This window comes from Streptomyces chattanoogensis (genome assembly GCF_001294335.1).
In the GTDB taxonomy this organism is placed as follows: Bacteria; Actinomycetota; Actinomycetes; order Streptomycetales; family Streptomycetaceae; genus Streptomyces; species Streptomyces chattanoogensis.
The window spans coordinates 1-22,304 of sequence record NZ_LGKG01000068.1 but is presented as its reverse complement, the minus strand read 5'-3'; the positions used below and the strand labels follow the sequence as shown (position 1 = coordinate 22,304).

The following is a 22,304-nucleotide window of genomic DNA, read 5'->3' as shown; positions in this document are numbered from 1 at the left end:
CGTGGCCGCAAAGACCAGCGACCGCCCGGTCACGGTGGTGTCCCGGGCGCACGGCGGGGGCCTCGGCGCCCCCGCGGGTTATCGCGCTGATCACGGTGCAAGGCTATCGCTCCCGGCGGGGGTGCCGTCATGGTCCGGGTACGTACAAAACCCCACTTTGAACTTAGACCATCCGGACAACGTGCGGACGGGTCGGATGTGCGATGGCACGAGCCGGACGGGGTACCCTTCCGCTCCTCATCGTGCCAGCTCCGCGGCGGTTTCCACCGCCTCGGCGAGGGTGTCCACCACCGGCACCCCGGCGGCCTCCAGACTGGCCCGGCTGTGCGATCCGCCGGTGTAGAGCACCGCATGCGCTCCGGCGTCCCGCGCGGCCAGCGCATCATCCGCCGCGTCGCCGATGACGACGGTACGCCGCGGCTCCACATTCCTCAGCGCCGCCAGATGGCGCACCATGTGCGCGCTCTTGCCGCCCCCGGACGGCCCGGTCCGGCCGTCGACCCGTACGAAGCGCGCCTCGATCCCGAAGCCGCGCACCAGCGGTATCAGCTCGTCGTGGCCGTACATGCTGAGGATCGACTGGCTGCGCCCGGCCGCCTGCCACTCCGCCAGCAGCAGATCCACCCCGTCGGCCAGCCGGCACCGCACCCGGTGCTCGGCGTAATGCCGCTGGAAGGCCTCGTCCATCACCAGCCACTCGGCCTCGGTCGGCAGCCGCCCCATCAGCCGCTCGTAGAACCGCGGAATGGGCACGCAGTACAGCTCCCGGTACCGCTCCTGCGTGATCGGCTCCAGGCCGAGCTCCGCGAAGGCGGAATTGGTCGCCCCGACCACCGCGTCGGTGTCATGGAACAGCGTGCCGTTCCAGTCCCACACGATGTGTGCCGCCGGCCTGGCACCGTTACTCCCCATGCCCGGCCTGGCCCCGTTACTCCCCATGCAGGTCACATCCCCACGTACTTCCCCGTGCAGTTCCCTTGCAGATGCGCCCGCAGGCGCCGTCGCAAGTCCCCCGCAGAAAAAGTACCCGGCCCCACTGACAACGCCGGAACGGGCGCCGGCCCGCCCCGGCCCGGCCCGTTACTCCAGCAGATGCGGAATCTCCTGTACCGCGAACCACATCAGGTCATGGTCCTCCGCACCGTCCACGGTGAACTGCGCCTCGTCGTCCCCCTGATCGGCCGCACCGAGCGCCGCCGCGGCCGCCGCGACATCGGCCTCCGCGTCGTCCGCGTCCACATGCACCGCCGCCGCCTTGGTCAGCGGCACCGGCCCGGCCAGCCGCACCTCGCCCAGCGCCGACTCGTCGAGCCCCCGGTCCGGGTCCGCCACCGCCGCGCCCTCGGGCACATCCACCGCGACCACGACCCGGCGCCGCGCCGCCTGCGGATTCCCGGCGATCCGGCGCAGCGAGGCCTGGGCCGCCCGGTTCAGCGCCGCGTACTCCAGCTCCTCGATGTCGTCCGAGACGTACCACTCGCGCAACGCGGGCGTGACGGCGTACGCGTCCAGGGGCCCGGGGCCCAGCTCACCGCTTTTGTGCGCCTCTGCGAGACCGGAAAGGGTCAGGGGGACATAGACGCGCATGGCAGCCGCTTCCGCTCATTTCGCTCGACTCTGGAGAATGCCCAGCCAGCATACGGGCGGGAGTCCCCCATCGGGGCGCCCCCACAGCCCCGGCGTCCCCCGCCGCCGGGCCCTCGCCCGCGCCCGTACGAGCCCCATTTCCCGCGCCTGAGCCACGGACGGGTGAATTCTTCCGCCCCCGCTCACCCACCCGGTCCCGCCTTGCCGCCCGCCCGGCCCCGTCGATAGAAGATCTCCCGAAGCTACCGCCCGGTAATCGATCCGCCCGGCCCAGCGCCGGCACAAGGGGGACACCGCCATGACGGACACCGACCCGAACCGCACCGCCGGGACCGCCGCACAGGCCGGCCCGGACCACGCCCCGGACGACTCCGCCCCCGGCCCGCGCCCCACCCCCGACGGCGACGGTCCCGCCGCCCGCGTCCCCGCGCCCCGCCGCCCCCTGAGGGCCGGCCGCGGCCCGGGCGGCGGCCCCGGTCGCGGCCCGGCCCGGACCCGCCCCGGTGGACCGTCGACGACGACGCGCACCACCCCGGGCCGCCCGTCGGCCCCGGTGCGCGCCGGGGACCGTCGCACCACCGCCGCCGAGGGCGCCGACGCAGCCATCGCCGCCCGCCTGCCGACCGTCGGGGCCCAGCGCCGCGCCCTGGAGCGCCAGCCGCACCGCTGGTTCGCCCATCAGCTGCTGCTCACGCTGAGCGGGCAGCTCCCCGTCCACGCCCTGCTCCGGCATGCGCTGCCCGCCGCCTACGACCGGCTGGTCGAGCTCGCCCCGATGGCCCCGCTGCGGCCCCTCGCCCGCCCGGGACGTGCCGCGCCGCTCCCCAGCCTCCGCAAGTGCGGCCTGTGCCGGCCCCGCGACGGCGTCATCGAGGCCTTCGCCCGCATCGCCTCCGGCGACCGCCTCCGCGCCCTCGCCTTCCGCCTGGAGCTCTGCGCCGACACCCGCTGGCGCTGCGCCACCTTCGACATCGGCCCGATGCCGGCGCCATGGCTTCCGACGCCGCGGCCGTAGGGCGGACCGGCGCGCCATCGGGGCCCGCGGCGAGGGGCCCCGGCATGCGAAAGCGCCCCGGCCGTCACAGCCGGGGCGCCTCCTGTGCGTCCTTACTTCTTGCGGCGCCGCCCGCCGCTCTTCTGCGCCTTGCGCCGCTCCGCCCGCGTCAGCCCGTCGGCCTCCGAACGGGCCGGGCCGTCGGTGTCCTCGTCGCTGACGAAGTCACCCTCGATGACGCTGCCGTCGCCGTCCACCTTGGGCGCGGTGAAGTGCAGCCGGTCCGGACGCTGCGGGGCCTCCAGGCCCTTGGCGTGGATCTCGGGGCGGCCCGCACCGGCCGGGACCACGTCCGCGGCCTTCTCCAGGGAGGGCTGCTCGGCCGTCTCCTGGACCGGGACCTCCTCGACCTGCTGCTCCACCTGGACCTCCAGGTTGAACAGATAGCCGACGGACTCCTCCTTGATGCCCTCCATCATCGCGGTGAACATGTCGAAGCCCTCGCGCTGGTACTCGACCAGCGGGTCCTTCTGGGCCATCGCCCGCAGGCCGATGCCCTCCTGGAGGTAGTCCATCTCGTAGAGGTGCTCACGCCACTTGCGGTCCAGGACGGACAGCACGACGCGCCGCTCCAGCTCGCGCATGATCTCCGAGCCGAGCTGCTCCTCACGGGCGGCGTACTGCTCGTGGATGTCGTCCTTGACGGCATCGGCGATGAACTCGGAGGTCATACCGGCCCGGTCGCCGATCTCCTCCTCGAGCTCCTCGAGGGTCACCTTGACCGGGTAGAGCTGCTTGAACGCGCCCCACAGCCGGTCCAGGTCCCACTCCTCGGCGAAGCCCTCGACCGTCTCCGCCTGGATGTAGGCGTCGATGGTGTCGTCCATGAAGTGCTTGATCTGCTCCTGCAGATCCTCGCCCTCCAGGACGCGGCGCCGCTCGCCGTAGATGACCTCGCGCTGGCGGTTGAGCACCTCGTCGTACTTCAGGACGTTCTTGCGCGTCTCGAAGTTCTGCTGCTCGACCTGCGACTGGGCGGAGGCGATCGCCCGGGTCACCATCTTGTTCTCGATCGGTACGTCGTCGGGGACGTTGGCCATGGCCATGACGCGCTCGACCATCTGGGCCTTGAACAGCCGCATCAGGTCGTCACCGAGGGAGAGGTAGAAGCGGGACTCGCCGGGGTCGCCCTGACGGCCGGAGCGGCCGCGCAGCTGGTTGTCGATACGGCGCGACTCATGCCGCTCGGTGCCCAGGACGTAGAGCCCGCCGAGCTCCTTGACCTCCTCGAACTCCGCCTTGACCGCGGCCTCGGCGCGTTCCAGGGCGGCGGGCAGCGCGGCCGCCCACTCCTCGACGTGCTCGACCGGGTCCAGGCCCATCTGGCGCAGCTCGGCCTCGGCGAGGTCGTCGGGGTTGCCGCCGAGCTTGATGTCCGTACCGCGGCCGGCCATGTTCGTGGCGACCGTGACCGAGCCCTTGCGGCCGGCCTGGGCGACGATCGACGCCTCCCGGTCGTGCTGCTTGGCGTTGAGGACCTCGTGCGGCACCCCGCGCTTGTTGAGCTGCTGGGAGAGGTACTCGGACTTCTCCACGGAGGTCGTGCCGACCAGGATCGGCTGCCCCTTGGCGTGCTTCTCGACGATGTCCTCGACGACCGCGTCGAACTTCGCGGGCTCGGTGCGGTAGATCAGGTCCGCCTGGTCCATACGGACCATCGGGCGGTTCGTCGGGATCGGGACGACGCCGAGCTTGTAGATCTGGTGGAACTCGGCGGCCTCGGTCATGGCCGTACCGGTCATGCCGGAGAGCTTGTCGTAGAGGCGGAAGAAGTTCTGCAGGGTGATCGTGGCGAGCGTCTGGTTCTCGTCCTTGATCTCCACCCCTTCCTTCGCCTCGATGGCCTGGTGCATGCCCTCGTTGTAGCGGCGGCCGGCGAGGATACGGCCGGTGTGCTCGTCGACGATCATGACCTCGCCGTCGATGACGACGTAGTCCTTGTCGTTCTTGAACAGCTCCTTGGCCTTGATCGCGTTGTTGAGGTAGCCGACGAGCGGGGTGTTCACCGACTCGTAGAGGTTGTCGATGCCCAGCCAGTCCTCGACCTTGCTGACGCCGGACTCGTGGATGCCGACCGTGCGCTTCTTCTCGTCGACGTCGTAGTCGCCGGTCTCCTCGATGCCGCGCTGCGGGTTGGCGGCCTCGCCCCGCTTCAGGCGCTTGACCAACTTGGCGAAGTCGCCGTACCACTTGGTGGCGGAGTCCGCCGGGCCGGAGATGATCAGCGGCGTACGGGCCTCGTCGACGAGGATCGAGTCGACCTCGTCGACGACCGCGAAATTGTGGCCCCGCTGGACGAGTTCGTCCTGCGACCAGGCCATGTTGTCACGCAGGTAGTCGAAGCCGAACTCGTTGTTCGTGCCGTACGTGATGTCGCAGTTGTACTGCTCGCGGCGCTGGGCCGGCGTCATGTCGGCGAGGATGCAACCGACGGTCAGGCCCAGGAATTTGTGGACCCGGCCCATCATCTCGGAGTCGCGCTCGGCCAGATAGTCATTGACCGTGATCAGGTGGACGCCCTTGCCGGACAGCGCATTGAGGTACGTCGGAAGGGTACCGACGAGGGTCTTGCCCTCACCGGTCTTCATCTCGGCGACATATCCCAGGTGAAGGGCTGCGCCACCCATCAGCTGCACGTCGTAGTGGCGCTGGCCGAGCACACGCTTGGCGGCCTCACGGACCGTGGCGAACGCCTCGGGCAGCAGGTCGTCCAGGCTCTCGCCGTCCGCGTACCGCTCTTTGTACTCGTCGGTGAGCGCCCGCAGCTCGGCGTCGGAAAGGGCCGCGAAGTCCTCTTCGATGGAGTTGACCTGGCCCGCGATGCGGTGCAGTTTGCGCAGGATCTTTCCTTCGCCTGCACGCATGAGCTTGTTGAAGACGGACACTTGGGCTGGTCTCCTTGCCGGTCGGGCCTGGCACGGTCGGGTGCGCGGGCGCGGCATTTTTCCAAGGGGGCAGGCCCCGCCGCAACGGCCATCGTAAAGGAGGACTCTGTCAGGCCGGGAGGTTAGCCGCAGCGGCGGCAGGTATGCCCTCCTCAGGTGAACGCGTGAGCGGGCGAGAAGGTGCCGGGAATCACCGCGAAATCCCGTCGCGGCCCGCCGCGCGGCCCCGCAGACTCGCGGTATGGAGCCCGTCACCCTCACCACCGAGCGTCTCGTCCTGCGCCCTTTCGCCCCGTCGGACGCTGCCGCGGTCCACGCCGCCTGTCAGGAACCCGACATCCCGCGCTGGACGACCGTCCCCTCTCCGTACGGCCTGGAGGACGCGGAACGGTTCGTCGGCGCCACCGCCCCGGAGGGCTGGCGCGCCGACACCGGCTATGCCTTCGCCGTGCTCTCCCGGGCCGACGGCTCCCTGGTCGGCGCCATGAGCCTGATACGCCTCGCCCTGCTGCACGCCCCCGAGCGGCAGGCGGAGCTCGGCTACTGGACGGCCAGGGAGCACCGCGGCAACGGGTACACCGCCGAGGCGGCCCGCGAGGTGGTGCGCTGGGCGTTCGCGGATCTCGGGGTGGAGCGGATGGAGTGGCTGGCGGAGGTGGGCAACGAGGGCTCCCGGGCGGTGGCCCGCAAGGTCGGCTTCCGCATGGAGGGCACCCTGCGCGCCAAACTGATCCACCAGGGCACCCGGCGCGACGCCTGGATCGGCGCCCTGCTCCCGTCCGACCTGCCCCCGGCCGCCGCCGGCCCGTCCGTTCGGGACACCACGCCGTACCTCCCGTATCCGGGCTGACCACCGGGCCACGGCCCGCGCCACGGGCGTTGTCAGTGGCCGCCCCTACTCTTTCCCGCATGACCGCAGCGCCGCGCACCCAGCCCCCGCCCGCGACCACGCTCTCCCAGGACGACGCCCGGCGGCTGGCGCTGCGTGCGCAGGGGCTGCTGGGCGCCCCGGACCGGCGGGCGGGGGTTCGCGGGGTGCTGCGGCATCTGGGCGCGGTGCAGCTGGACACGATCTCGGTGCTGGCCCGCTCGCACGAGCTGGTGCCGTACGCCCGCCTCGGCGCGGTCGGCCGGGATGCCGTCGATGCGGCCTACTGGACCGGCGGCCACAGCTTCGAGTACTGGTCGCACGCCGCCTGCCTCCTGCCCATCGGGGAATGGCCGCATTTCGCCTTCCGCCGCCGGGCCTACCGCGCAAAGGGCCACCGCTGGCACATCATGGCCGACGCCGAGCGCTCCTGCGCCGCCGTCCTGGACCGGCTCAAGGCCGACGGCCCGCTGACCACGACCGAGCTGGGCGGCGGCCGCAAGGGCGGTGAATGGTGGGACTGGTCGGAGACCAAGATCGCGGTGGAGTTCCTGCTGGACACCGGCCAGGTGGTCTGCACGGAGCGCCGCGGCTGGAAGCGGGTGTACGACCTCGCCGAGCGCGCCGTCCCCGATGCCCTGCTGCACGACGATCTGGACGACGCCGAGTGCCTGCGCCGTCTGGTCGCCCAGGCGGGCGCGGCGATGGGCGTGGCCACCCGCGCGGATCTCGCCGATTACCACCGGCTCAAGGGCGAACAGGTCGATGCCGTCATCGAGGGTTCCGGGCTGGTCCCGGTCGAGGTCGAGGGCTGGGGCAAGCCCGCCTGGGCCGATCCCGCCGCCCTGGCCGCACCGCCCCGCGGACGGCACCGCACGACCCTGCTCTCCCCCTTCGACTCCCTCGTCTGGGACCGCCCGCGGACGGAGCGGATCTTCGGCTTCACCCACCGCCTCGAGGCATACGTCCCGCGCCCCAAGCGGATACACGGCTACTTCGCGATGCCTCTGCTGTCCGGCGGCCGGCTGATGGGCCGCGCCGACCCGGCCCGCGAGGGCACCGCCCTCGTCGCCCGCCAGGTCTCGATGCGGGGCGCCAAGGCCGTCCGCCCCATGGCCCAGGCCCTCCACGAGGCCGCCGCCTGGGTCGGCTGCGACTCGGTACGCCTGGAGCGCTGCGACGACGCGAAACTGGCCGAGGCCCTCCGCGCGGAACTCACTCACATGAGCGACCAGGCCGACTGACCGGCCCGGCGCCCCCTCCGCGCTCAGCGGATCTCGAGGATCTTCTCCCGCATCGCATACACCACAGCCTCCATCCGGGAGTGCAGCTGCAGCTTCTCCAGGATGTTGCGGACGTGGTTCTTCACCGTGTTTTCCGAGATGAAGAGTTCCTTGGCGATATCGCGGTTGTTCATGCCGGTGGCGACGAGCTTGAGGACCTCCAGCTCGCGATCGGTGAGCCGGGGTGCGGGCACCAGCCGCCGCTCGTCCGTACGCTGGATCATCGACTTGAACTCCGTCAGGAGCTTGGACGCCATCGAGGGGCTGATCTGCGACTGGCCGTCCGCGACGGCCCGGATCGCGGTGGCCACCTCGTCGGTGGAGATCTCCTTGAGGAGATATCCGGTGGCACCGGCCTTGATCGCGTCGTAGAGATCGGCCTCTTCATCGCTGATCGTCAGCATGATGATCTTCGCGCTGGGAGCCACCTCCTTGATGGAGGTACAGGCCTCGATACCGCCGCGTCTGGGCATCCGTACGTCCATCAGCACGATGTCGGGCAGCAGATCCGCGGCCTTGTCGACCGCCTCCGCGCCGTCCCCGGCCTCGCCGACGACCTGGATGTCCGTTTCCTGGGCCAGGACGATCTCCAGGCCCCGCCGGAACAGCGCGTGATCATCCACCACCAGAACCCGGATCGGCTCCTTGCGCGGCACGCTCGCGGCGACACCCGCCTCCGTGCCGCCCCCGATACCGCTCCCCGGGCCGTCCGCGCCGTCACTCACGGGCCCGAAACTGTCCCCCATCGTTCCTCCCCGTCAACTACTCGGCCGAAGGGCCAGAGCTTGGAAATAAGGCTGGTTGACAACAGCCCCGTGCGGCCGGCCCGATCAATGCCATACGACCGTCTCCCCGGCAAGTCGCCGTTTCGTGTCCACATACTCCCTGGCTGGCACAAACACTATACGGCTTCAACTCCTGCGTTCTTCAGGCACGATGGTGCCCCCGGCGTGCGCCGGGGGCACCGGACGGATGAGTTGTCAGCCGCCGAGCGCGCCGCCCGCGCCGCCTGGCTCTTCCTCCCCGAACGAATCGGGGTTCAAGTGGATGACGCCGTAGTCATATGCATGCCGCCGGTAGACCACGCTCGGCAGCTTGGTGTCGGCATCGACGAAGAGATAGAAGTCGTGCCCGACCAGCTCCATCTCGTAGAGCGCCTGGGTGAGGGTCATCGGCGCTGCGGAGTGGGTCTTCTCGCGGACGACCAGGGGGCCTTCGCCCAGGACGTCGAGCGAGCCCATCTTGGTGGTCGGCACCGCTGGCTCGGCCTCGCTCGTGGCGGCGAGCTCACCATTGGTGTTCAGGCGCGCGGCGTCGGGGACGCTGACGGCGACATCGCTCGCCGGGATGCGGCCGTTCCCACGACGGGAGAAGCGCTTGTCGTGCTGCTTGCGCAGCCGCGCCTCCAGCTTGGCGGTGGCCAGGTCCAGCGCGGCGTACGGATCGGCGGCGGCCGCCTCGGCCCGGACCACCGGGCCACGGGAGCGGAGGGTGATCTCCACTCGGTCGGAACGGTCGGCCTGCCTCGGGTTGGGCTCCTTGGACACCTCGACGTCCAGGCTGATCACCTTGGCGTCGAGCTTCTGGACTTTCTCCAGCTTCAGCTTCTCGGCCACGTGCTTGCGGAACCGCTCGGGCACCTCGGTCTTGCGGCCTTTGACGACGATGTCCACGCAGAACTCCGTTCCCGGATCGCTCCGCTACACAGGCGGAGCGACTCCTTCTTGCACCAGGCTCCGGTGAGTGCCGAAGCCTCGGACTTGGCGACTTTCACCTCCTCCTCCCCCAAGGACAAGATCTCCATTCCCCCCTTTTGAGGGTGGCTTCAAATACCCCCAAGTGCACGCATGACGACATCCGAGGCAAAGCGCCCGCCAAGTCCTCACAACCGAACATAGCTCTCCCGGACGGGTGTCGGCACCCCCTTGCGGCCACCGGCTCCGTTTGGGTGATTTTTGCCCCTCATCACCTGCAACGATGAATTCTCCCGGTCAGTTCCAGTTGCTTTCGAAAGCGCTGCGGGGTGCCGCGACCACCGCCGCGCCGGCCACCCGGCCGCCCGCCACGGCAACCGCACGCGCCGCCTCCGCGAGCGTGGCTCCCGTCGTCACCAGATCGTCCACCAGCACCACTGGCGCCCCCGTCAGCAGCCTTCGGGCCGCGCCCGGCACCTCCAGTGCACCCGCCACATTCGCCAGCCGCTGCGGGGCGCTCAGCCCCGCCTGGTCGGCCACCGGCCGGCACTGCCGGAGCACCGGGAGCACCCGCGCCCCCGCACCGCTCCGCCGCAGGTCGGCGGCGGCCGCGCGGGCGATTCTGCGTACCGGATCATGGCCCCGGCCGGCCACCGCTCTCCGGGCCGACGGTACCGGCACAAGCACGGGCGCCCGGCCACCGCCCCGCACCCGTCGCACCGCCCCGGCCAGCGCCGCCCCCAGCGGCCCCGCCAGCCGCAGCGCGCCGCGCTCCTTGTGCGCCAGCAGGACGGCCCGGACCTCGTCGGCATACGGCGCCCCCGCCCACACCCGCGGCAGCCCGGCCGGTCCCGGCCGCGGCCTCACCCGGCGCGCACCGCGCCCGTCCCGCACCAGCGCCCGGCGACAGCCCGCACACAGCTCCGTACGCGGCCGGCCACACCCCGCGCAGTCGACCGGCAGCACCAGACCGGCGAGTTCCCGCCACACCCCCTGCATGACTCCAGGCTGCATGACTCCAGGGTGGCGCCGTCCGCGGCCGCTCACCACCCCTGTGGAAAACTCCGGCGGCCGGCCCCCCGGCCCCGGCCGCCGTCTCCCGTCACCCCGGATAGACCGGCGCGGTCCCTTCCTTCGCCACGGTCTTCCAGTTCGCATCCGGAAACAGCCGCACAATGCCCTCGGTGGCGTCGGCGATCAGCGGCCGGGCCTCGTCCTCCGAGGCCGCCACGGCCTTGACGCCGTTGACACCTGGCAGCGTCTGCGCGTTGGACGCCGAACCGTCGGTCTCCATGTACTGCATCTGCTGCACGCCGCCGGACTCCCGGCCGACGACCACCAGCCGGCTGCCGCCCGCCCAGGATGCGGCCACCACGTCCTCCAACTGGGGCGCGATCGGCCGCAGTTCCTCCACCGAGAGCACCGGGTGCGCCGATGAGCCGCCGCGCTGGACCCGGCCCAGCTGGAGCGTCGTACGGCCCTTGTCCTCCACCAGCACCGCGATCCGGATGCCGTCCGCGGCCACCCGGATCGCCTTGATCCGCCGCTTGCCGAGACCGGGCACCGCGACCTCCTCGGGGGTGCCCTTCCCCTCGCGCAGCCGCAGCAGCCGCGAGGCGTGCGCACCGCGGTCGGCGATCCACAGATCGCCGAGACCGTCCCAGCTCGGCGCGGTCAGCCCCTCGTCCGGGTCCTTGGCGGAGCCCGTGGAGGTCAGCAACGGGGCGCCGCGCTGGACGCCGTCCTCCAGGGCGGCGACGTACAGCGACCGGCCGTCGCCCGACACCCCGGCCGCGGTGGTCTCGTCGCGCGAGACGGCGACCGAGCGCAGCGGGGTCTTGCCGGTGCCGAACGGGCCGCGCACCGGCGTCGGTTCGCCGGCGGAGTCGGACATGGAGACGACCTTGTGGTCGGCGTCGATGAAGTACTCCTGCGCGGAGCGGCCGGCGTACCGGACCGGCGAGAAGTCGCGTTCCGCCTGCTCCTGGGACAGCTCGCACAGGGAGCCGCCGCCGGCGTCCTCCAGCTTCACGTCGCTGATCTTCGACGCCCGCGTCATGTCCTGCACGGTGAAGAAGAGTTGGGCCGCCATCCGCTTGCACTGGCCGGAGTCGGTGCTGATCGCCTGCTTGCTCAGCCTCACCCGCAGCGCGTTGGAGTCGTCCAGCGACAGATCACGCGCGGCGAGCCGGGTGCCGGGCGGGAACTCCGACGAGGTCACCTCGCCCAGCCAGTCGGTGGGGCCGGACAGCAGCGCCTCCACACTGGCCGTGATCGGTTCTATCCGCTGGCGCAGATAGACCGGGTCGGCGACCAGGACGTTCCGGCTCGCCTTCGGCTGCGACGACTCCGACTTGTAGGACGCGAAGTAGTACTTGTTGACGGAACGGTAAATCCGCTGGAAGTCGGACTGCCCGAGCACCAGGCCGTTGGGCAGCCGGTCGATGCGCCACTGCCCGTCCTCCTTGATGAGGTGGATCGTCGCGCGGTACTTGCGCTCCTCCGGGGTGTACGCGTGATTGGCGTCCACCTTCGCCACCTGGCTGCCGGACAGGGTGACCGTGTAGCCGTTCTCGTCCTCGCGGTTGCGCTGGACCTGCGGCTCGGCCTTGGGGCGCTCCTGGAGCACATCGGTGACCCGGAACGGCTGCCATTTCCGGGCCGACTTGGCCAGATACTGCCTGGCCGTGCGGAAATCCGCCTCGTCGCTGGTCGTCGCATCGAGGAAGCTGCGCACGATGTTCGTCGGCTGCGCGCCGTCCTGCGGGGGCACACCGTAGACCCGTACCTGCGAGTCGCCCTCGGCGCGCGGCGACTGATCGACCGCCTTGACGTCACCGCTGTCCGGCATCGACGCGCACCCGGCCAGCAGTACGGCGGCACAGCCGAGCAGCCCGGTGATCCGCGCCCGCCGGGCTCCCCTGCGCGGGCGGGTACGGGACATGTGCCCCACCCGGTCCTCGTCTCCGCGCTCAGTGTCCACGCAGTCCGCCTTCCCGCTCCACGCCCCGTCCGGCGTTCTGTCCGGCCCCGTCGTCCGCGCCGCCAGGGGACGGCCGGTCGCCGCGCGCGTCCTCGCCGTGCGCCCTTCCCTCGCCCCGTGCGCCCCCGGTCCCCGGCACCACGCGGGCGCCGCCCTCGCCGGGCAGCGCCGCCGGATCAGCCACGGGACGGGCCGCGGCGCGCGGCTGCGCCGGGATCGCGGAAGCCTTGCGGTCCGCACCGGTGCGCGGCCGGCCCGACTCGTCCAGGCCGCGGTTGCGCCGTGAGTCCTCCGGCTCCAGGGGTATCGGGGAGCCGCGCAGCGCCTCACCGGCCGTACGGGGCAGCGTCAGCCGGAACTGCGAACCGCCGCCCGGCTCGCCCCAGGCCTGCAGCCAGCCGCCGTGCAGCCGGGCGTCCTCGATGGCGATGGACAGGCCCAGGCCCGTACCGCCGGTCGTACGGGCCCGCGCCGGGTCGGCGCGCCAGAAGCGGTTGAAGACCCGGGTCGCCTCGCCGGGCTTGAGGCCGACGCCGTAGTCGCGCACCGCGACGGCCACCGCGCCGCCGGAGCGGCCGCCCCCGGACGCCAGCTTCACCACGACGTCCCGGCCCTCGCCGTGCTCGACGGCGTTGACCACGAGATTGCGCAGCACCCGCTCCACCCGGCGGGTGTCCGCCTCGGCGATCACGGGCAGCTCGGCGCCGCGCACCACGATGCGGGTGCCCTTGGCCTCGGCCAGCGGCTCCGCGCCCTCGATGACGCGGTGGACGACATCGCGCAGGTCTATCGGCTCGGCCTCCAGCGCGGCCGCGCCCGCGTCGAAGCGGCTGATCTCCAGCAGCTCCGCGAGCAGCGATTCGAAGCGGTCGAGCTGGCCGCGCAGCAGCTCGGCGGAGCGTGCCGTCGCGGGGTCGAACTCGTCGCGCGCGTCATGGATGACATCGGCCGCCATCCGTACCGTCGTCAGCGGTGTACGCAACTCGTGCGACACGTCGGAGACGAACCGGCGCTGCATCCGGGACAGCTCCTCCAGCTGCTGGATCTTGATCTGGAGGTTCTGCGCCATCTTGTTGAAGGACTCGCCGAGCCGGGCGATGTCGTCCTCGCCGGTGACCTTCATCCGTTCCTGGAGCAGGCCCGCGGCCAGCCGCTCGGAGATCCCCGCGGCCATCCGTACGGGCGTGACGACCTGCCGCACCACCAGCCAGGCGATGGCCCCGAGCAGGATCACGACGAACACCCCGGCCGTCGCGAGGGTGCCCGTGACCAGCTTCAGCGACTCCGCTTCCTGGCTGAACGGGAAGAGGTAATAGAGCTGGTACTGGTTGCCGTTGATGTCGTTGAGACGCTTGCCGATGATCAGCGCCGGCACGCCGTCGTCCGACCCGATGCGCTTGATCCGGGTGTACTGGCGGAACGTCCCGGACTTGGTGTCCAGCTTCCGCCGCAGCTCGGCGGGCACGCTGCGCTCGGGGTCGACGTCGCCGGAGGCGCGCGGGCCGCGGGTACCGGGGCTGGAGTCGCCGAACGGTTCGTCGGAGTCGGAGCTGAGCGCCACCACGGAGAAGACGCCCTGGCCGCCGCTGGCGAGCTGCTCGACCAGGCCGGTCAGCCAGGTCGCGGAGTCCTGGGTGCCGCGGTTGCCGGTGCGGGGGGCGTCGTCGGGCCGGGTGTCGTCGGCTCCGTCGGCCATCTTCTGGGCGACGCCGAAGCCGCCCACGGCCTGGCTCTGCGCGGCCTGCGCCTTGGCGGTGAGCAGGCCGTTACGGACCTGGCCGACGACCACGACACCGAGCAGCAGCACCACCGCGAGCGACATCAGCAGGGTGGTCGCGACCACCCGCAGCTGGATGTTGCGCCGCCACAGCCGCAGGGCGGGCAGCAGCGGCCGCCGCACCCAGCGGCTGAAGAGCCGCAGCAAGGGGTGCACGGGCCCGCTCACCGCGCCGTCGGGCAGCAACTGCCCGCCACGCAGCAACCAAGCGGACAACTTTCCCGAAAAGGGCATTTCTCCCGTCGGGCCGACGGAACGCCCCCGCTTTCCCTCCGGGGCCGCACCGTCCCGGATCATGTCAGCTGGGCCCGGCCTTGTAGCCGACACCGCGCACGGTCACCACGATCTCCGGACGCTCCGGATCCCGCTCGACCTTGGAACGCAGCCGCTGCACATGGACATTCACCAGCCGGGTGTCGGCGGCATGCCGATAGCCCCACACCTGCTCCAGCAGCACCTCGCGGGTGAACACCTGCCACGGCTTGCGCGCCAGCGCCACCAGCAGATCGAACTCCAGCGGGGTCAGCGCGATGGACTGCCCCTCGCGCTTCACCGAGTGGCCGGCCACATCGATGACCAGATCACCGATCGCCAGCTGCTCGGGCGCCGGCTCCTCCGAACGCCGCAGCCGGGCCCTGATCCGGGCCACCAGCTCCTTGGGCTTGAACGGCTTGACGATGTAGTCGTCCGCGCCCGACTCGAGCCCGACCACCACATCCACGGTGTCGCTCTTGGCGGTCAGCATGACGATCGGCACCCCGGACTCGGCCCGGATCAGCCGGCAGACCTCGATGCCGTCCCGTCCGGGCAGCATCAGGTCGAGCAGCACAAGATCGGGCTTGGTCTCGCGGAAGGCGGCAAGGGCCTTGTCACCGTCGGACACGAACGACGGTTCAAAGCCTTCCCCGCGCAGCACAATGCCGAGCATCTCTGCCAGTGCGGTGTCGTCGTCGACGACCAGGACGCGTCCCTTCATTCGGCCATCATCCCATTACCTGATCGTGACTTACTCCATCGTGACGTGGAACACATCCGAGCAAGGCCGTTCCGGGTGACCGGCGAGACCACTCCGGCCTCCGTGACGATCGCCGTCACCAGCTCGGGCGGAGTCACGTCGAAGGCCGGGTTGTAGGCCTGCGCGCCCAGCGGCGCCACCGCGATCGCGGCGCCGGGCCCCGCCCCGGAACCCTGTCCGGGCGGCAACGAGAGCTCCGTCACCTCGCTGCCCGGCCGCTGCTCCACCTCGATGTCCGCCCCCCGCTCCGTCTCGAGATCCACCGTGGTCGTCGGCGCCACCACCACGAACGGAACGTGGTGATAGCGCGCCAGCACCGCCAGCGGATAGCTGCCGATCTTGTTGGCGACCGACCCGTCCGCCGCGATGCGGTCCGCTCCTATCAGCACCGCGTCCACCTCACCCGCCGCGAACAGCGACCCCGCTGCCCCGTCCGCCAGCACGCTGTACGCCATTCCCGCGCGCGCCGCCTCGTACGCCGTCAGCCGCGCCCCCTGCAACAGCGGCCGCGTCTCGTCCACCCACAGCCGCCGCAGCTCACCGGCCCGGTGCGCCGCCCGCACCACCGCGAAGGCGGTCCCCTCGCCCCCGGACACCAGCGCGCCCGAATTGCAGTGGGTGAGAATCCGGTGGCCGCCGCCCGGCAGCAGCTCCCCCAGCAGCGCCAGCCCCTGCTCCGCCATCCGCGCGCCGGCCTCGATGTCCTCCGCGTGCAGGGCCCGCGCCTCGACCAGCGCCGCCGCGGCAGCCCCGGCACCGGCCCCACGGCCGGCCGCCGCCCGGTACGCGGCCGCCGCCCGCCGCACGCCGTACCCGAGATTGACGGCGGTCGGCCGGGCATGCGCCAGCGACTCCGCCGCCTCGTCCACATCGAAACCGCGCGCCGCGGCCAGCGCGACACCGTACGCACCCGCGATACCCAGCAGCGGCGCACCGCGCACCGCCAGCCTCCGGATCGCCTGTACCAGCGCCGGTACGTCCGTACAGACCAGCTCGGCCTCCTCCGCCGGCAGCCGGGTCTGGTCGAGGAGGACCACAACGGGCCCCTCGGGAAGCTCCTCCCAGCGCAACGACGGGATTCCGAGCGCCGCCGCGCCGGCCTTGGACACCTCGTACTGATCGGCCATTGGTTCAGTCTGCCGCCGACACCGCTCCGAACAGAAGGTCCCTCACGGATCAGGGCCCGGATACACAGAGCCATCCGCCATGACACGATGACTGACACCGCGGACCCCGGACCCCGGCCGCCCCGGCGGACGGGCAGCAAGAAGGAGCGAAGATGAACGACTCTCCGGGCTGGGCCTCGCCCGGATCCGCCCCCTCCGACGAGCCGGACCGCGGTACCGAGGAGCAGCCCACCCCAGCGGCCGACGCGGACGGCCCCGCCGCCGAGCAACCGTCCCCGCCGAACTGGTCCAAGGAACAGCCGCCCGCAGGCCAGTGGTCGTCCCCGGGGATCCCCGGCCAGAGCGGACCGGCCGGCGGCGCCACCCGCGCCCGCGCCGGCTCCATCCCCCACCAGGGCGGCTGGTACGGGCAGCCGGCAGGCGGCCCGCCCATGTGGGGAGCCGGCTGGTCCCCGGCACCACAGGCCGCCAAACCGGGCGTCATCCCCCTGCGGCCGCTCGGCGTCGGCGAGATACTCGACGGCGCGGCCTCCACGATGCGCGCCCACTGGCGCACCGTCCTGGGCATATCGCTGATCGTCGCCGCCGTCTCGCAGACCCTCGTCACAGTGGTGTCCGGACTGTGGTTCCAGGGCACCGGCCGGAAGGCCGCCCCGGACGGCAGCTCCACCCCGGCGCTGCGCCAGGCCATGCGCGACATGGCCGACACCCTCGCCGGAAGCGCCGTCACCTCGCTGATCGGGCTCCTCGCCACCCTCGTCGCCACCGGGCTGCTGACCATGGTCACCAGCCGCGCCGTCCTCGGCCGCTCGGTGACCGTCGCACAGGCCTGGCAGGACGCCCGCGGCCAACTCCTGCGCCTGCTCGGCCTGCTGATCCTGTATCCCCTGATGATCTTTGCCATCGCGGCCGCAGGCCTGGCCCCCGGCATCATCCTCATGGCCACCGGCACGCCGGAGGCAGGCCTGCTCCTCATGGTGTTCGGCGGTCTCGCCGCCACCGTCGTGAGCGTCTGGCTGGCGGTCCGTTACAGCCTCGCCTCCCCGGCACTGATGCTGGAGAAGCAGGGCGTCATCGCCTCCATGCGCCGCTCCGCCAAGCTCGTCCGGGGCTCCTGGTGGCGGGTGCTGGGCATTCAGCTCCTCTCCTTCGTCCTGGTCGCCCTGGTCGAGTCCATCATCCAGATCCCGGCCACCCTCATCGCCTTCGTCCTCGATGGCCAGAGCCTGATGGACTGGGCGAACGGCACCGCCGACAGTGCCGGCTGGACCTTCCTGATCGCGATGGGCATCGGAGCCGTCATCAGCTCCGCCCTCACCTTCCCGATCAGCGCGGGCGTGACCGCACTCCTCTACATGGACCAGCGCATCCGCCGCGAGGCCCTCGACCTCGAACTCGCCCGCGCCGCAGGCCTCCCCGGCTACGGCACGGACACCACGTCCGCGGCCGCTCCCGGCGCCCCGACGGACACTTCCGGCGACCCCACTCCGGGAAGCTGATGCGGTGACAACAGGGGGGATCACGGCCGCACTCGGCCGACTCATGGCGCGCGCCGACGACGACATGCCGGTGCGGATCCCGCGCGTGCCCGCCCGCGAGGCGGCGGAGCACGAGCTGTCCGACCCCCGGTACCACCAGCACGACCCCAATCCGCTCCGCCAGGCCCTGGACTGGTTCTGGGACCGCGTCGACGACCTGTTCACCGCGGCCGCCGGCGCCACACCCGGCGGCTGGATCGGACTGGCCGCCGTCGCCGCGATGGTGCTGCTGCTGATCGTCGCACTACGGCTGCGGCTCGGCGCGCTGCGCCGCACCCCGGCCACCACCGGCGGCGCGCTCTTCACCGACGCGCCACGGAGCGCCGCCGAGCACCGCACGGCCGCCAACCGCCTTGCCGCCGGGGGACTCTGGAACCAGGCGATGCAGGAACGCATGCGCGCCATCGTCCTCGCCCTCGAGGAACGAGCCCTGCTCACACCCGCGCCGGGCCGCACCGCCGACGAGGCCGCCGCCGCGGCCGGCCGGGTTCTTCCCGCACACGCCGACCGGCTGAGCGCCGCGGCCCGTACCTTCGATGACGTCACATACGGCGGCCGCCCCGGCACCGAGCGGGAGTACGCCCTCTTGACCGCCCTCGACAGCGACCTGCAACACGCCAGGCCCCACCTCGCCGCCGCCCCGACCAGGAGCCGCGGATGACCACGGCCACCACGGACCCCGTCGCGCTCTCCCCCACCGCCCGTCACCTGTGGCGCCGGTCCCGGGGGTTGCTGCTCGCGCTCCTCCTGCTCGTCGTCACCGGTGTGGTGCTCGCGGCCCTCCAGTCCGGCGAACAGCACGGCAGACTCGACCCCCGCTCGGCGGACCGCACCGGGAGCCGGGCCCTCTCCGCACTCCTCGCCGCCCGCGGCGTCACCACCCAGGTCGTGACCACCTCCGAGGCGGCCGCCGCGGCGGCCGGCCCCGACACCACCCTCCTCGTCACCGAACCCGACCTCCTCACCGCAGAGCAGCTGACCGGCCTGCGCACCGCGACCGCACACACCCCCGGCCGTATCGTCCTGCTCGCCCCCGGCCCGGCCACCCTCGATACCTTCAGCCCCCGCATCAGGACGGAGCCCCCGGTCGGCAACTCGACGCGCCGGCCCGCCTGCTCGCTGCCCGCCGCCCGCCGTGCGGGCGACGCCCTCCTGGGCGGCCTGCGCTACGTGGCCCCCGACGGCACCGCCGAACACTGCTACCTCAGCGGCGGCCTGCCCACCCTGCTGCGCCTGCCGGCCCCCGACGCCGGCCGTGACACGGTCCTTCTCGGCTCCCCCGACTTCCTTTACAACCGCCACCTCGCCGAGCACGGCAACGCCTCGCTGGCCCTTCAACTCCTCGGCGCTCACAAGCATCTGGTCTGGTACCTCCCCTCCATAAGCGACCCGTCATCCGCCGAGGACGAGCAGCGCGGTTTCCTCGACCTCATCCCCTCCGGCTGGAGCTGGGGCCTGCTCCAACTCGCCTTCGCCGCCGTCTTCGCGGCCTTCTGGCGCGCCCGTCGGCTCGGCCCGTTGGTACCCGAACGGCTTCCGGTCACCGTCCCGGCCGCCGAGACCACCGAAGGCCACGCCCGCCTCTATGAGCAGGCCCACGCCCGCGACCGCGCCTCGGCCGTCCTGCGCTCGGCCACCCGCACCCGGCTCGCCCCCCTCATCGGCGTGCCCCCCGCGCACGCACACACCCCCGACATCCTTCTCCCGGCCGTTCAAACCCACTTGACCGCGGCCCCCGCAACCGAAGCCGGTCTGCACACTCTGCTCTTCGGCCCGCCACCCGCGGACGACAAGGCTCTGGTACAGCTGGCCGACCAACTCGACGAACTCCACAGCTCGATCGTTTCCCAAGAGAGGCACGCCCCCCGTGAGCACCCCGACCGCTGACAGCGCCCGAGCCTCCCTCGAAGCTCTCCGCACAGAAATAGCCAAGGCCGTCGTCGGCCAGGACCCCGCCGTCACCGGCCTGGTCGTCGCCCTGCTCTGCCGCGGCCATGTGCTCCTCGAAGGCGTCCCCGGCGTCGCCAAGACCCTGCTCGTACGGGCCCTGTCGGCCGCCCTCGAACTCGACACCAAGCGCGTCCAGTTCACCCCCGACCTGATGCCGAGCGATGTCACCGGCTCCCTGGTCTACGACACCCGCAGCGCCGAGTTCTCCTTCCAGCCCGGCCCCGTCTTCACCAACCTCCTTCTCGCCGACGAGATCAACCGCACGCCGTCCAAAACCCAGGCCTCCCTCCTCGAAGCAATGGAGGAGCGCCAGGTGACCGTCGACGGCACCCCCCGGCCCCTCCCCGAGCCGTTCCTCGTGGCCGCCACTCAGAACCCCGTGGAATACGAGGGCACTTATCCGCTCCCCGAGGCCCAGCTCGACCGCTTCCTGCTGAAACTGACGGTCCCGCTCCCCGCCCGCCAGGACGAAATAGACATCCTCACCCGGCATGTGGACGGCTTCAGCCCCCGCGACCTCGACGCCGCAGGCCTACGCCCCGTGGCCTCCGCCGCCGACCTCGAGGCGGCCCGGGCCGCGGTCGCCAAGACCGCCGTCTCCCCCGAAATCACGGGCTATATCGTCGATATCTGCCGTGCCACTCGTGAATCCCCCTCACTTTCCCTCGGTGTTTCCCCCCGAGGCGCCACCGCCCTGCTCTCCACTTCCCGAGCCTGGGCCTGGCTCACCGGCCGCGACTACGTCACCCCCGATGACGTCAAGGCCCTCGCGCTCCCCACACTCCGACACCGCGTCCAACTCCGCCCCGAGGCCGAGATGGAGGGAGTCACCGCAGACTCCGTCATCAATGCCGTGCTCGCCCACCTCCCCGTCCCCCGCTGAGGCGACGCCATGGCCCTCACCGGACGCACCGCCCTCCTCGCCGCAGTCGGAGCTCTCTTCGTCGGCTTCGTACTCCCCGGCTGGCTCGGTGTTCTCGCCGTCCAACTCACCTTGCTGATAGCAATTTTGTGCGACCTCGCACTCGCCGCGCCAGTGCGAAAGCTCCATTTCACTCGAACCGGTGACACATCAGTTCGACTCACGGGCCAGGCCCACACCCATCTCACCCTTACCAACCCGGACCGCCGCACCCTCCGCGCGCAGATCCGCGACGCCTGGCCCCCGAGCTCCTTCCGCCCCGGCACGGACATCCCCGCATCCCGCCACGCCCTCCGAGTCCCAGGCGGCGAACGCAGACGCCTCACGACCACGCTCCACCCCACCCGCCGCGGCGACCACCACGCCGTCCGCGTCACGGTCCGCTCCTACGGCCCACTCGGGCTGGCCGCCCGCCAGGGAAGCCACCACGTCCCCTGGACCCTGCGCGTCCTCCCACCTTTCACCAGCCGGAAGCACCTCCCTGCCAAACTCGCCCGGCTCCGCGAACTCGACGGCCGCACCAGCATCCTGACCCGCGGCGAGGGCACCGAATTCGACAGCCTCCGCGACTACGCCCCCGGCGACGACACCCGTTCCATCGACTGGCGCGCCACTGCCCGCCAGCAGACCCTCGCCGTCCGCACCTGGCGCCCCGAACGCGACCGCCGCATCCTGCTCGTCCTGGAAACCGGCCGCACCTCGGCCGGCCGCGTCGGCGACACCCCCCGCCTCGACGCCTCCATGGACGCCGCCCTCCTGCTCGCCGCCCTCGCCGCCCGCGCCGGCGACCGCGTCGATCTCCTCGCCTACGACCGCCGCGTACGGGCCTCCGTACAAGGCCGTACCGCCGCCGACCTGCTTCCGGCTCTCACCGACGCTCTGGCTCCCCTCGAATCGGAGCTCGTCGAGGCGGACGCCCGCGGCCTGGCCGCCACCATCCACCGCCGCACACCGCGCCGGTCCCTCATCGTTCTCTTCACCGGCCTCGACACGGCCCCCGTGGAAGAGGCCCTCCTACCGGTCCTCCCCGGCCTCACCCAACGCAACGAACTCATCGTCGCCGCCGTCGCGGACCCCCGCATCGAGGAACTGGCCGCCGGCCGCCACACCCCTCAGGCCGTCTACGCAGCCGCGGCCGCAGAACAGACCCGCGCCGCCCGCCGCCACACCGCCGACCGCCTCCGCCACCACGGCATCACGGTCATCGATTCAACCCCCACCCGCCTGGCCCCCGACCTGGCCGACGCCTACCTCACGCTGAAGTCCGCCGGCCGCCTCTGACTGACGGCGCCCCTCCCTCTTCCCTGACAGCGCCAGCCGCAGCTTTCCCTGGAACCGCTCCCGCTCACCCGTGGCCCCCACAACCCCGGTCAGCTGCACCCAACAACCATCACAGCCCATCACCGCACCACCCTGGGCGGCGGGACGCGGGTGGCGTCACCGGGCGACAAGCGCTGGCAGCGCGGAGCGACTGACCCCCAAACGCAGAAAAGCCCCGCACCATACGGTGCGGGGCTTTCCCCAAAGATTGTTCGGCGGCGTCCTACTCTCCCACAGGGTCCCCCCTGCAGTACCATCGGCGCTGAAAGGCTTAGCTTCCGGGTTCGGAATGTAACCGGGC

18 protein-coding genes and 1 rRNA gene are annotated in these 22,304 nt (G+C 71.7%); 8 read left to right on the top strand and 11 right to left on the bottom strand.

Annotation, left to right across the window (positions count from 1 at the left end; translation table 11 throughout):
- Nucleotides 1-237: 237 nt before the first annotated feature.
- Both ADL29_RS09110 and ADL29_RS09105 read right to left on the bottom strand, forming a co-directional pair.
- Nucleotides 238-912 carry an HAD family hydrolase gene (locus ADL29_RS09110; protein ID WP_053923189.1) on the bottom strand — a complete coding sequence of 225 codons (675 nt, stop codon included), beginning with the start codon at nucleotides 910-912 and terminating at the stop codon, nucleotides 238-240.
- A 168-nt stretch (nucleotides 913-1,080) separates the two neighbouring features.
- Nucleotides 1,081-1,587 carry a DUF6912 family protein gene (locus tag ADL29_RS09105; RefSeq protein ID WP_053923188.1) on the bottom strand — a complete coding sequence of 169 codons (507 nt, stop codon included), beginning with the start codon at nucleotides 1,585-1,587 and terminating at the stop codon, nucleotides 1,081-1,083.
- A 298-nt stretch (nucleotides 1,588-1,885) separates the two neighbouring features.
- Between ADL29_RS09105 and ADL29_RS44980 the strand changes: the two genes are divergently transcribed.
- Nucleotides 1,886-2,602 carry an Rv3235 family protein gene (locus ADL29_RS44980; RefSeq protein WP_245689253.1) on the top strand — a complete coding sequence of 239 codons (717 nt, stop codon included), beginning with the start codon at nucleotides 1,886-1,888 and terminating at the stop codon, nucleotides 2,600-2,602.
- A gap of 92 nt (nucleotides 2,603-2,694) precedes the next feature.
- Here the strand turns inward: ADL29_RS44980 and secA are convergent, their stop codons facing one another.
- Nucleotides 2,695-5,526, bottom strand: a complete 2,832-nt coding sequence (gene secA, locus ADL29_RS09095) for a preprotein translocase subunit SecA (protein ID WP_053923187.1) — start codon at nucleotides 5,524-5,526, stop codon at nucleotides 2,695-2,697.
- Between the two features lie 241 nt (nucleotides 5,527-5,767).
- Here secA and ADL29_RS09090 point away from each other — a divergent pair, with 241 nt between their 5' ends.
- Together ADL29_RS09090 and ADL29_RS09085 are read left to right on the top strand one after the other, a co-directional pair.
- Nucleotides 5,768-6,376 (top strand): GNAT family N-acetyltransferase, encoded by a 609-nt coding sequence (locus ADL29_RS09090; RefSeq protein WP_053923186.1) that lies wholly within the window; start codon nucleotides 5,768-5,770, stop codon nucleotides 6,374-6,376.
- Nucleotides 6,377-6,435: 59 nt separating this feature from the next.
- Nucleotides 6,436-7,638: a winged helix-turn-helix domain-containing protein gene (locus ADL29_RS09085; protein ID WP_053923185.1), complete on the top strand. Its 1,203-nt coding sequence runs from the start codon at nucleotides 6,436-6,438 to the stop codon at nucleotides 7,636-7,638.
- A gap of 23 nt (nucleotides 7,639-7,661) precedes the next feature.
- Here the strand turns inward: ADL29_RS09085 and ADL29_RS09080 are convergent, their stop codons facing one another.
- From ADL29_RS09080 to mtnA, 7 genes are all read right to left on the bottom strand, one after another.
- Nucleotides 7,662-8,423 (bottom strand): response regulator, encoded by a 762-nt coding sequence (locus tag ADL29_RS09080; RefSeq protein ID WP_046927765.1) that lies wholly within the window; start codon nucleotides 8,421-8,423, stop codon nucleotides 7,662-7,664.
- Between the two features lie 234 nt (nucleotides 8,424-8,657).
- Entirely contained in the window at nucleotides 8,658-9,350 is a 693-nt protein-coding gene (hpf, locus tag ADL29_RS09075) for a ribosome hibernation-promoting factor, HPF/YfiA family (protein ID WP_053923184.1), read from the bottom strand.
- A gap of 318 nt (nucleotides 9,351-9,668) precedes the next feature.
- On the bottom strand, nucleotides 9,669-10,370 hold the full coding sequence (locus ADL29_RS09070) for a ComF family protein (protein WP_053923183.1): 702 nt from the start codon (nucleotides 10,368-10,370) through the stop codon (nucleotides 9,669-9,671).
- A 103-nt stretch (nucleotides 10,371-10,473) separates the two neighbouring features.
- Nucleotides 10,474-12,315, bottom strand: a complete 1,842-nt coding sequence (locus ADL29_RS09065; protein WP_053923182.1) for an LpqB family beta-propeller domain-containing protein — start codon at nucleotides 12,313-12,315, stop codon at nucleotides 10,474-10,476.
- A gap of 28 nt (nucleotides 12,316-12,343) precedes the next feature.
- Complete coding sequence (mtrB, locus tag ADL29_RS09060; RefSeq protein WP_425424211.1) at nucleotides 12,344-14,428, bottom strand: MtrAB system histidine kinase MtrB; 2,085 nt, start codon at nucleotides 14,426-14,428, stop codon at nucleotides 12,344-12,346.
- 1 nt (nucleotide 14,429) lies between these two features.
- The gene (gene mtrA, locus ADL29_RS09055; protein ID WP_046927761.1) at nucleotides 14,430-15,107 is read right to left on the bottom strand and encodes a two-component system response regulator MtrA; all 678 of its coding nucleotides are present in this window, start codon (nucleotides 15,105-15,107) and stop codon (nucleotides 14,430-14,432) included.
- On the bottom strand, nucleotides 15,104-16,273 hold the full coding sequence (gene mtnA / locus ADL29_RS09050) for an S-methyl-5-thioribose-1-phosphate isomerase (protein ID WP_053923180.1): 1,170 nt from the start codon (nucleotides 16,271-16,273) through the stop codon (nucleotides 15,104-15,106). Before mtnA ends, mtrA begins: the two co-directional genes overlap by 4 nt.
- Nucleotides 16,274-16,425: 152 nt before the next feature.
- On the opposite strand from mtnA, the gene ADL29_RS09045 reads away from it, so the two are divergent.
- From ADL29_RS09045 to ADL29_RS09025, 5 genes are read left to right on the top strand one after another with little or no spacing between them, the layout of a single operon-like run.
- On the top strand, nucleotides 16,426-17,772 hold the full coding sequence (locus ADL29_RS09045; RefSeq protein WP_053923179.1) for a DUF7847 domain-containing protein: 1,347 nt from the start codon (nucleotides 16,426-16,428) through the stop codon (nucleotides 17,770-17,772).
- Nucleotides 17,773-17,776: 4 nt separating this feature from the next.
- The gene (locus ADL29_RS09040) at nucleotides 17,777-18,472 is read left to right on the top strand and encodes a DUF4129 domain-containing protein (RefSeq protein ID WP_053923178.1); all 696 of its coding nucleotides are present in this window, start codon (nucleotides 17,777-17,779) and stop codon (nucleotides 18,470-18,472) included.
- Nucleotides 18,469-19,698: a DUF4350 domain-containing protein gene (locus ADL29_RS09035; protein ID WP_053923177.1), complete on the top strand. Its 1,230-nt coding sequence runs from the start codon at nucleotides 18,469-18,471 to the stop codon at nucleotides 19,696-19,698. The genes ADL29_RS09040 and ADL29_RS09035 overlap by 4 nt, the downstream gene beginning before the upstream one ends.
- Entirely contained in the window at nucleotides 19,679-20,644 is a 966-nt protein-coding gene (locus ADL29_RS09030) for an AAA family ATPase (RefSeq protein ID WP_053923176.1), read from the top strand. The genes ADL29_RS09035 and ADL29_RS09030 overlap by 20 nt, the downstream gene beginning before the upstream one ends.
- Before the next feature lie 9 nt (nucleotides 20,645-20,653).
- Nucleotides 20,654-21,964 (top strand): DUF58 domain-containing protein, encoded by a 1,311-nt coding sequence (locus tag ADL29_RS09025; RefSeq protein ID WP_053923175.1) that lies wholly within the window; start codon nucleotides 20,654-20,656, stop codon nucleotides 21,962-21,964.
- A 249-nt stretch (nucleotides 21,965-22,213) separates the two neighbouring features.
- Here ADL29_RS09025 and rrf read toward each other — a convergent pair.
- A 5S ribosomal RNA gene (gene rrf, locus ADL29_RS09020) occupies nucleotides 22,214-22,304 on the bottom strand; the annotation flags it as partial.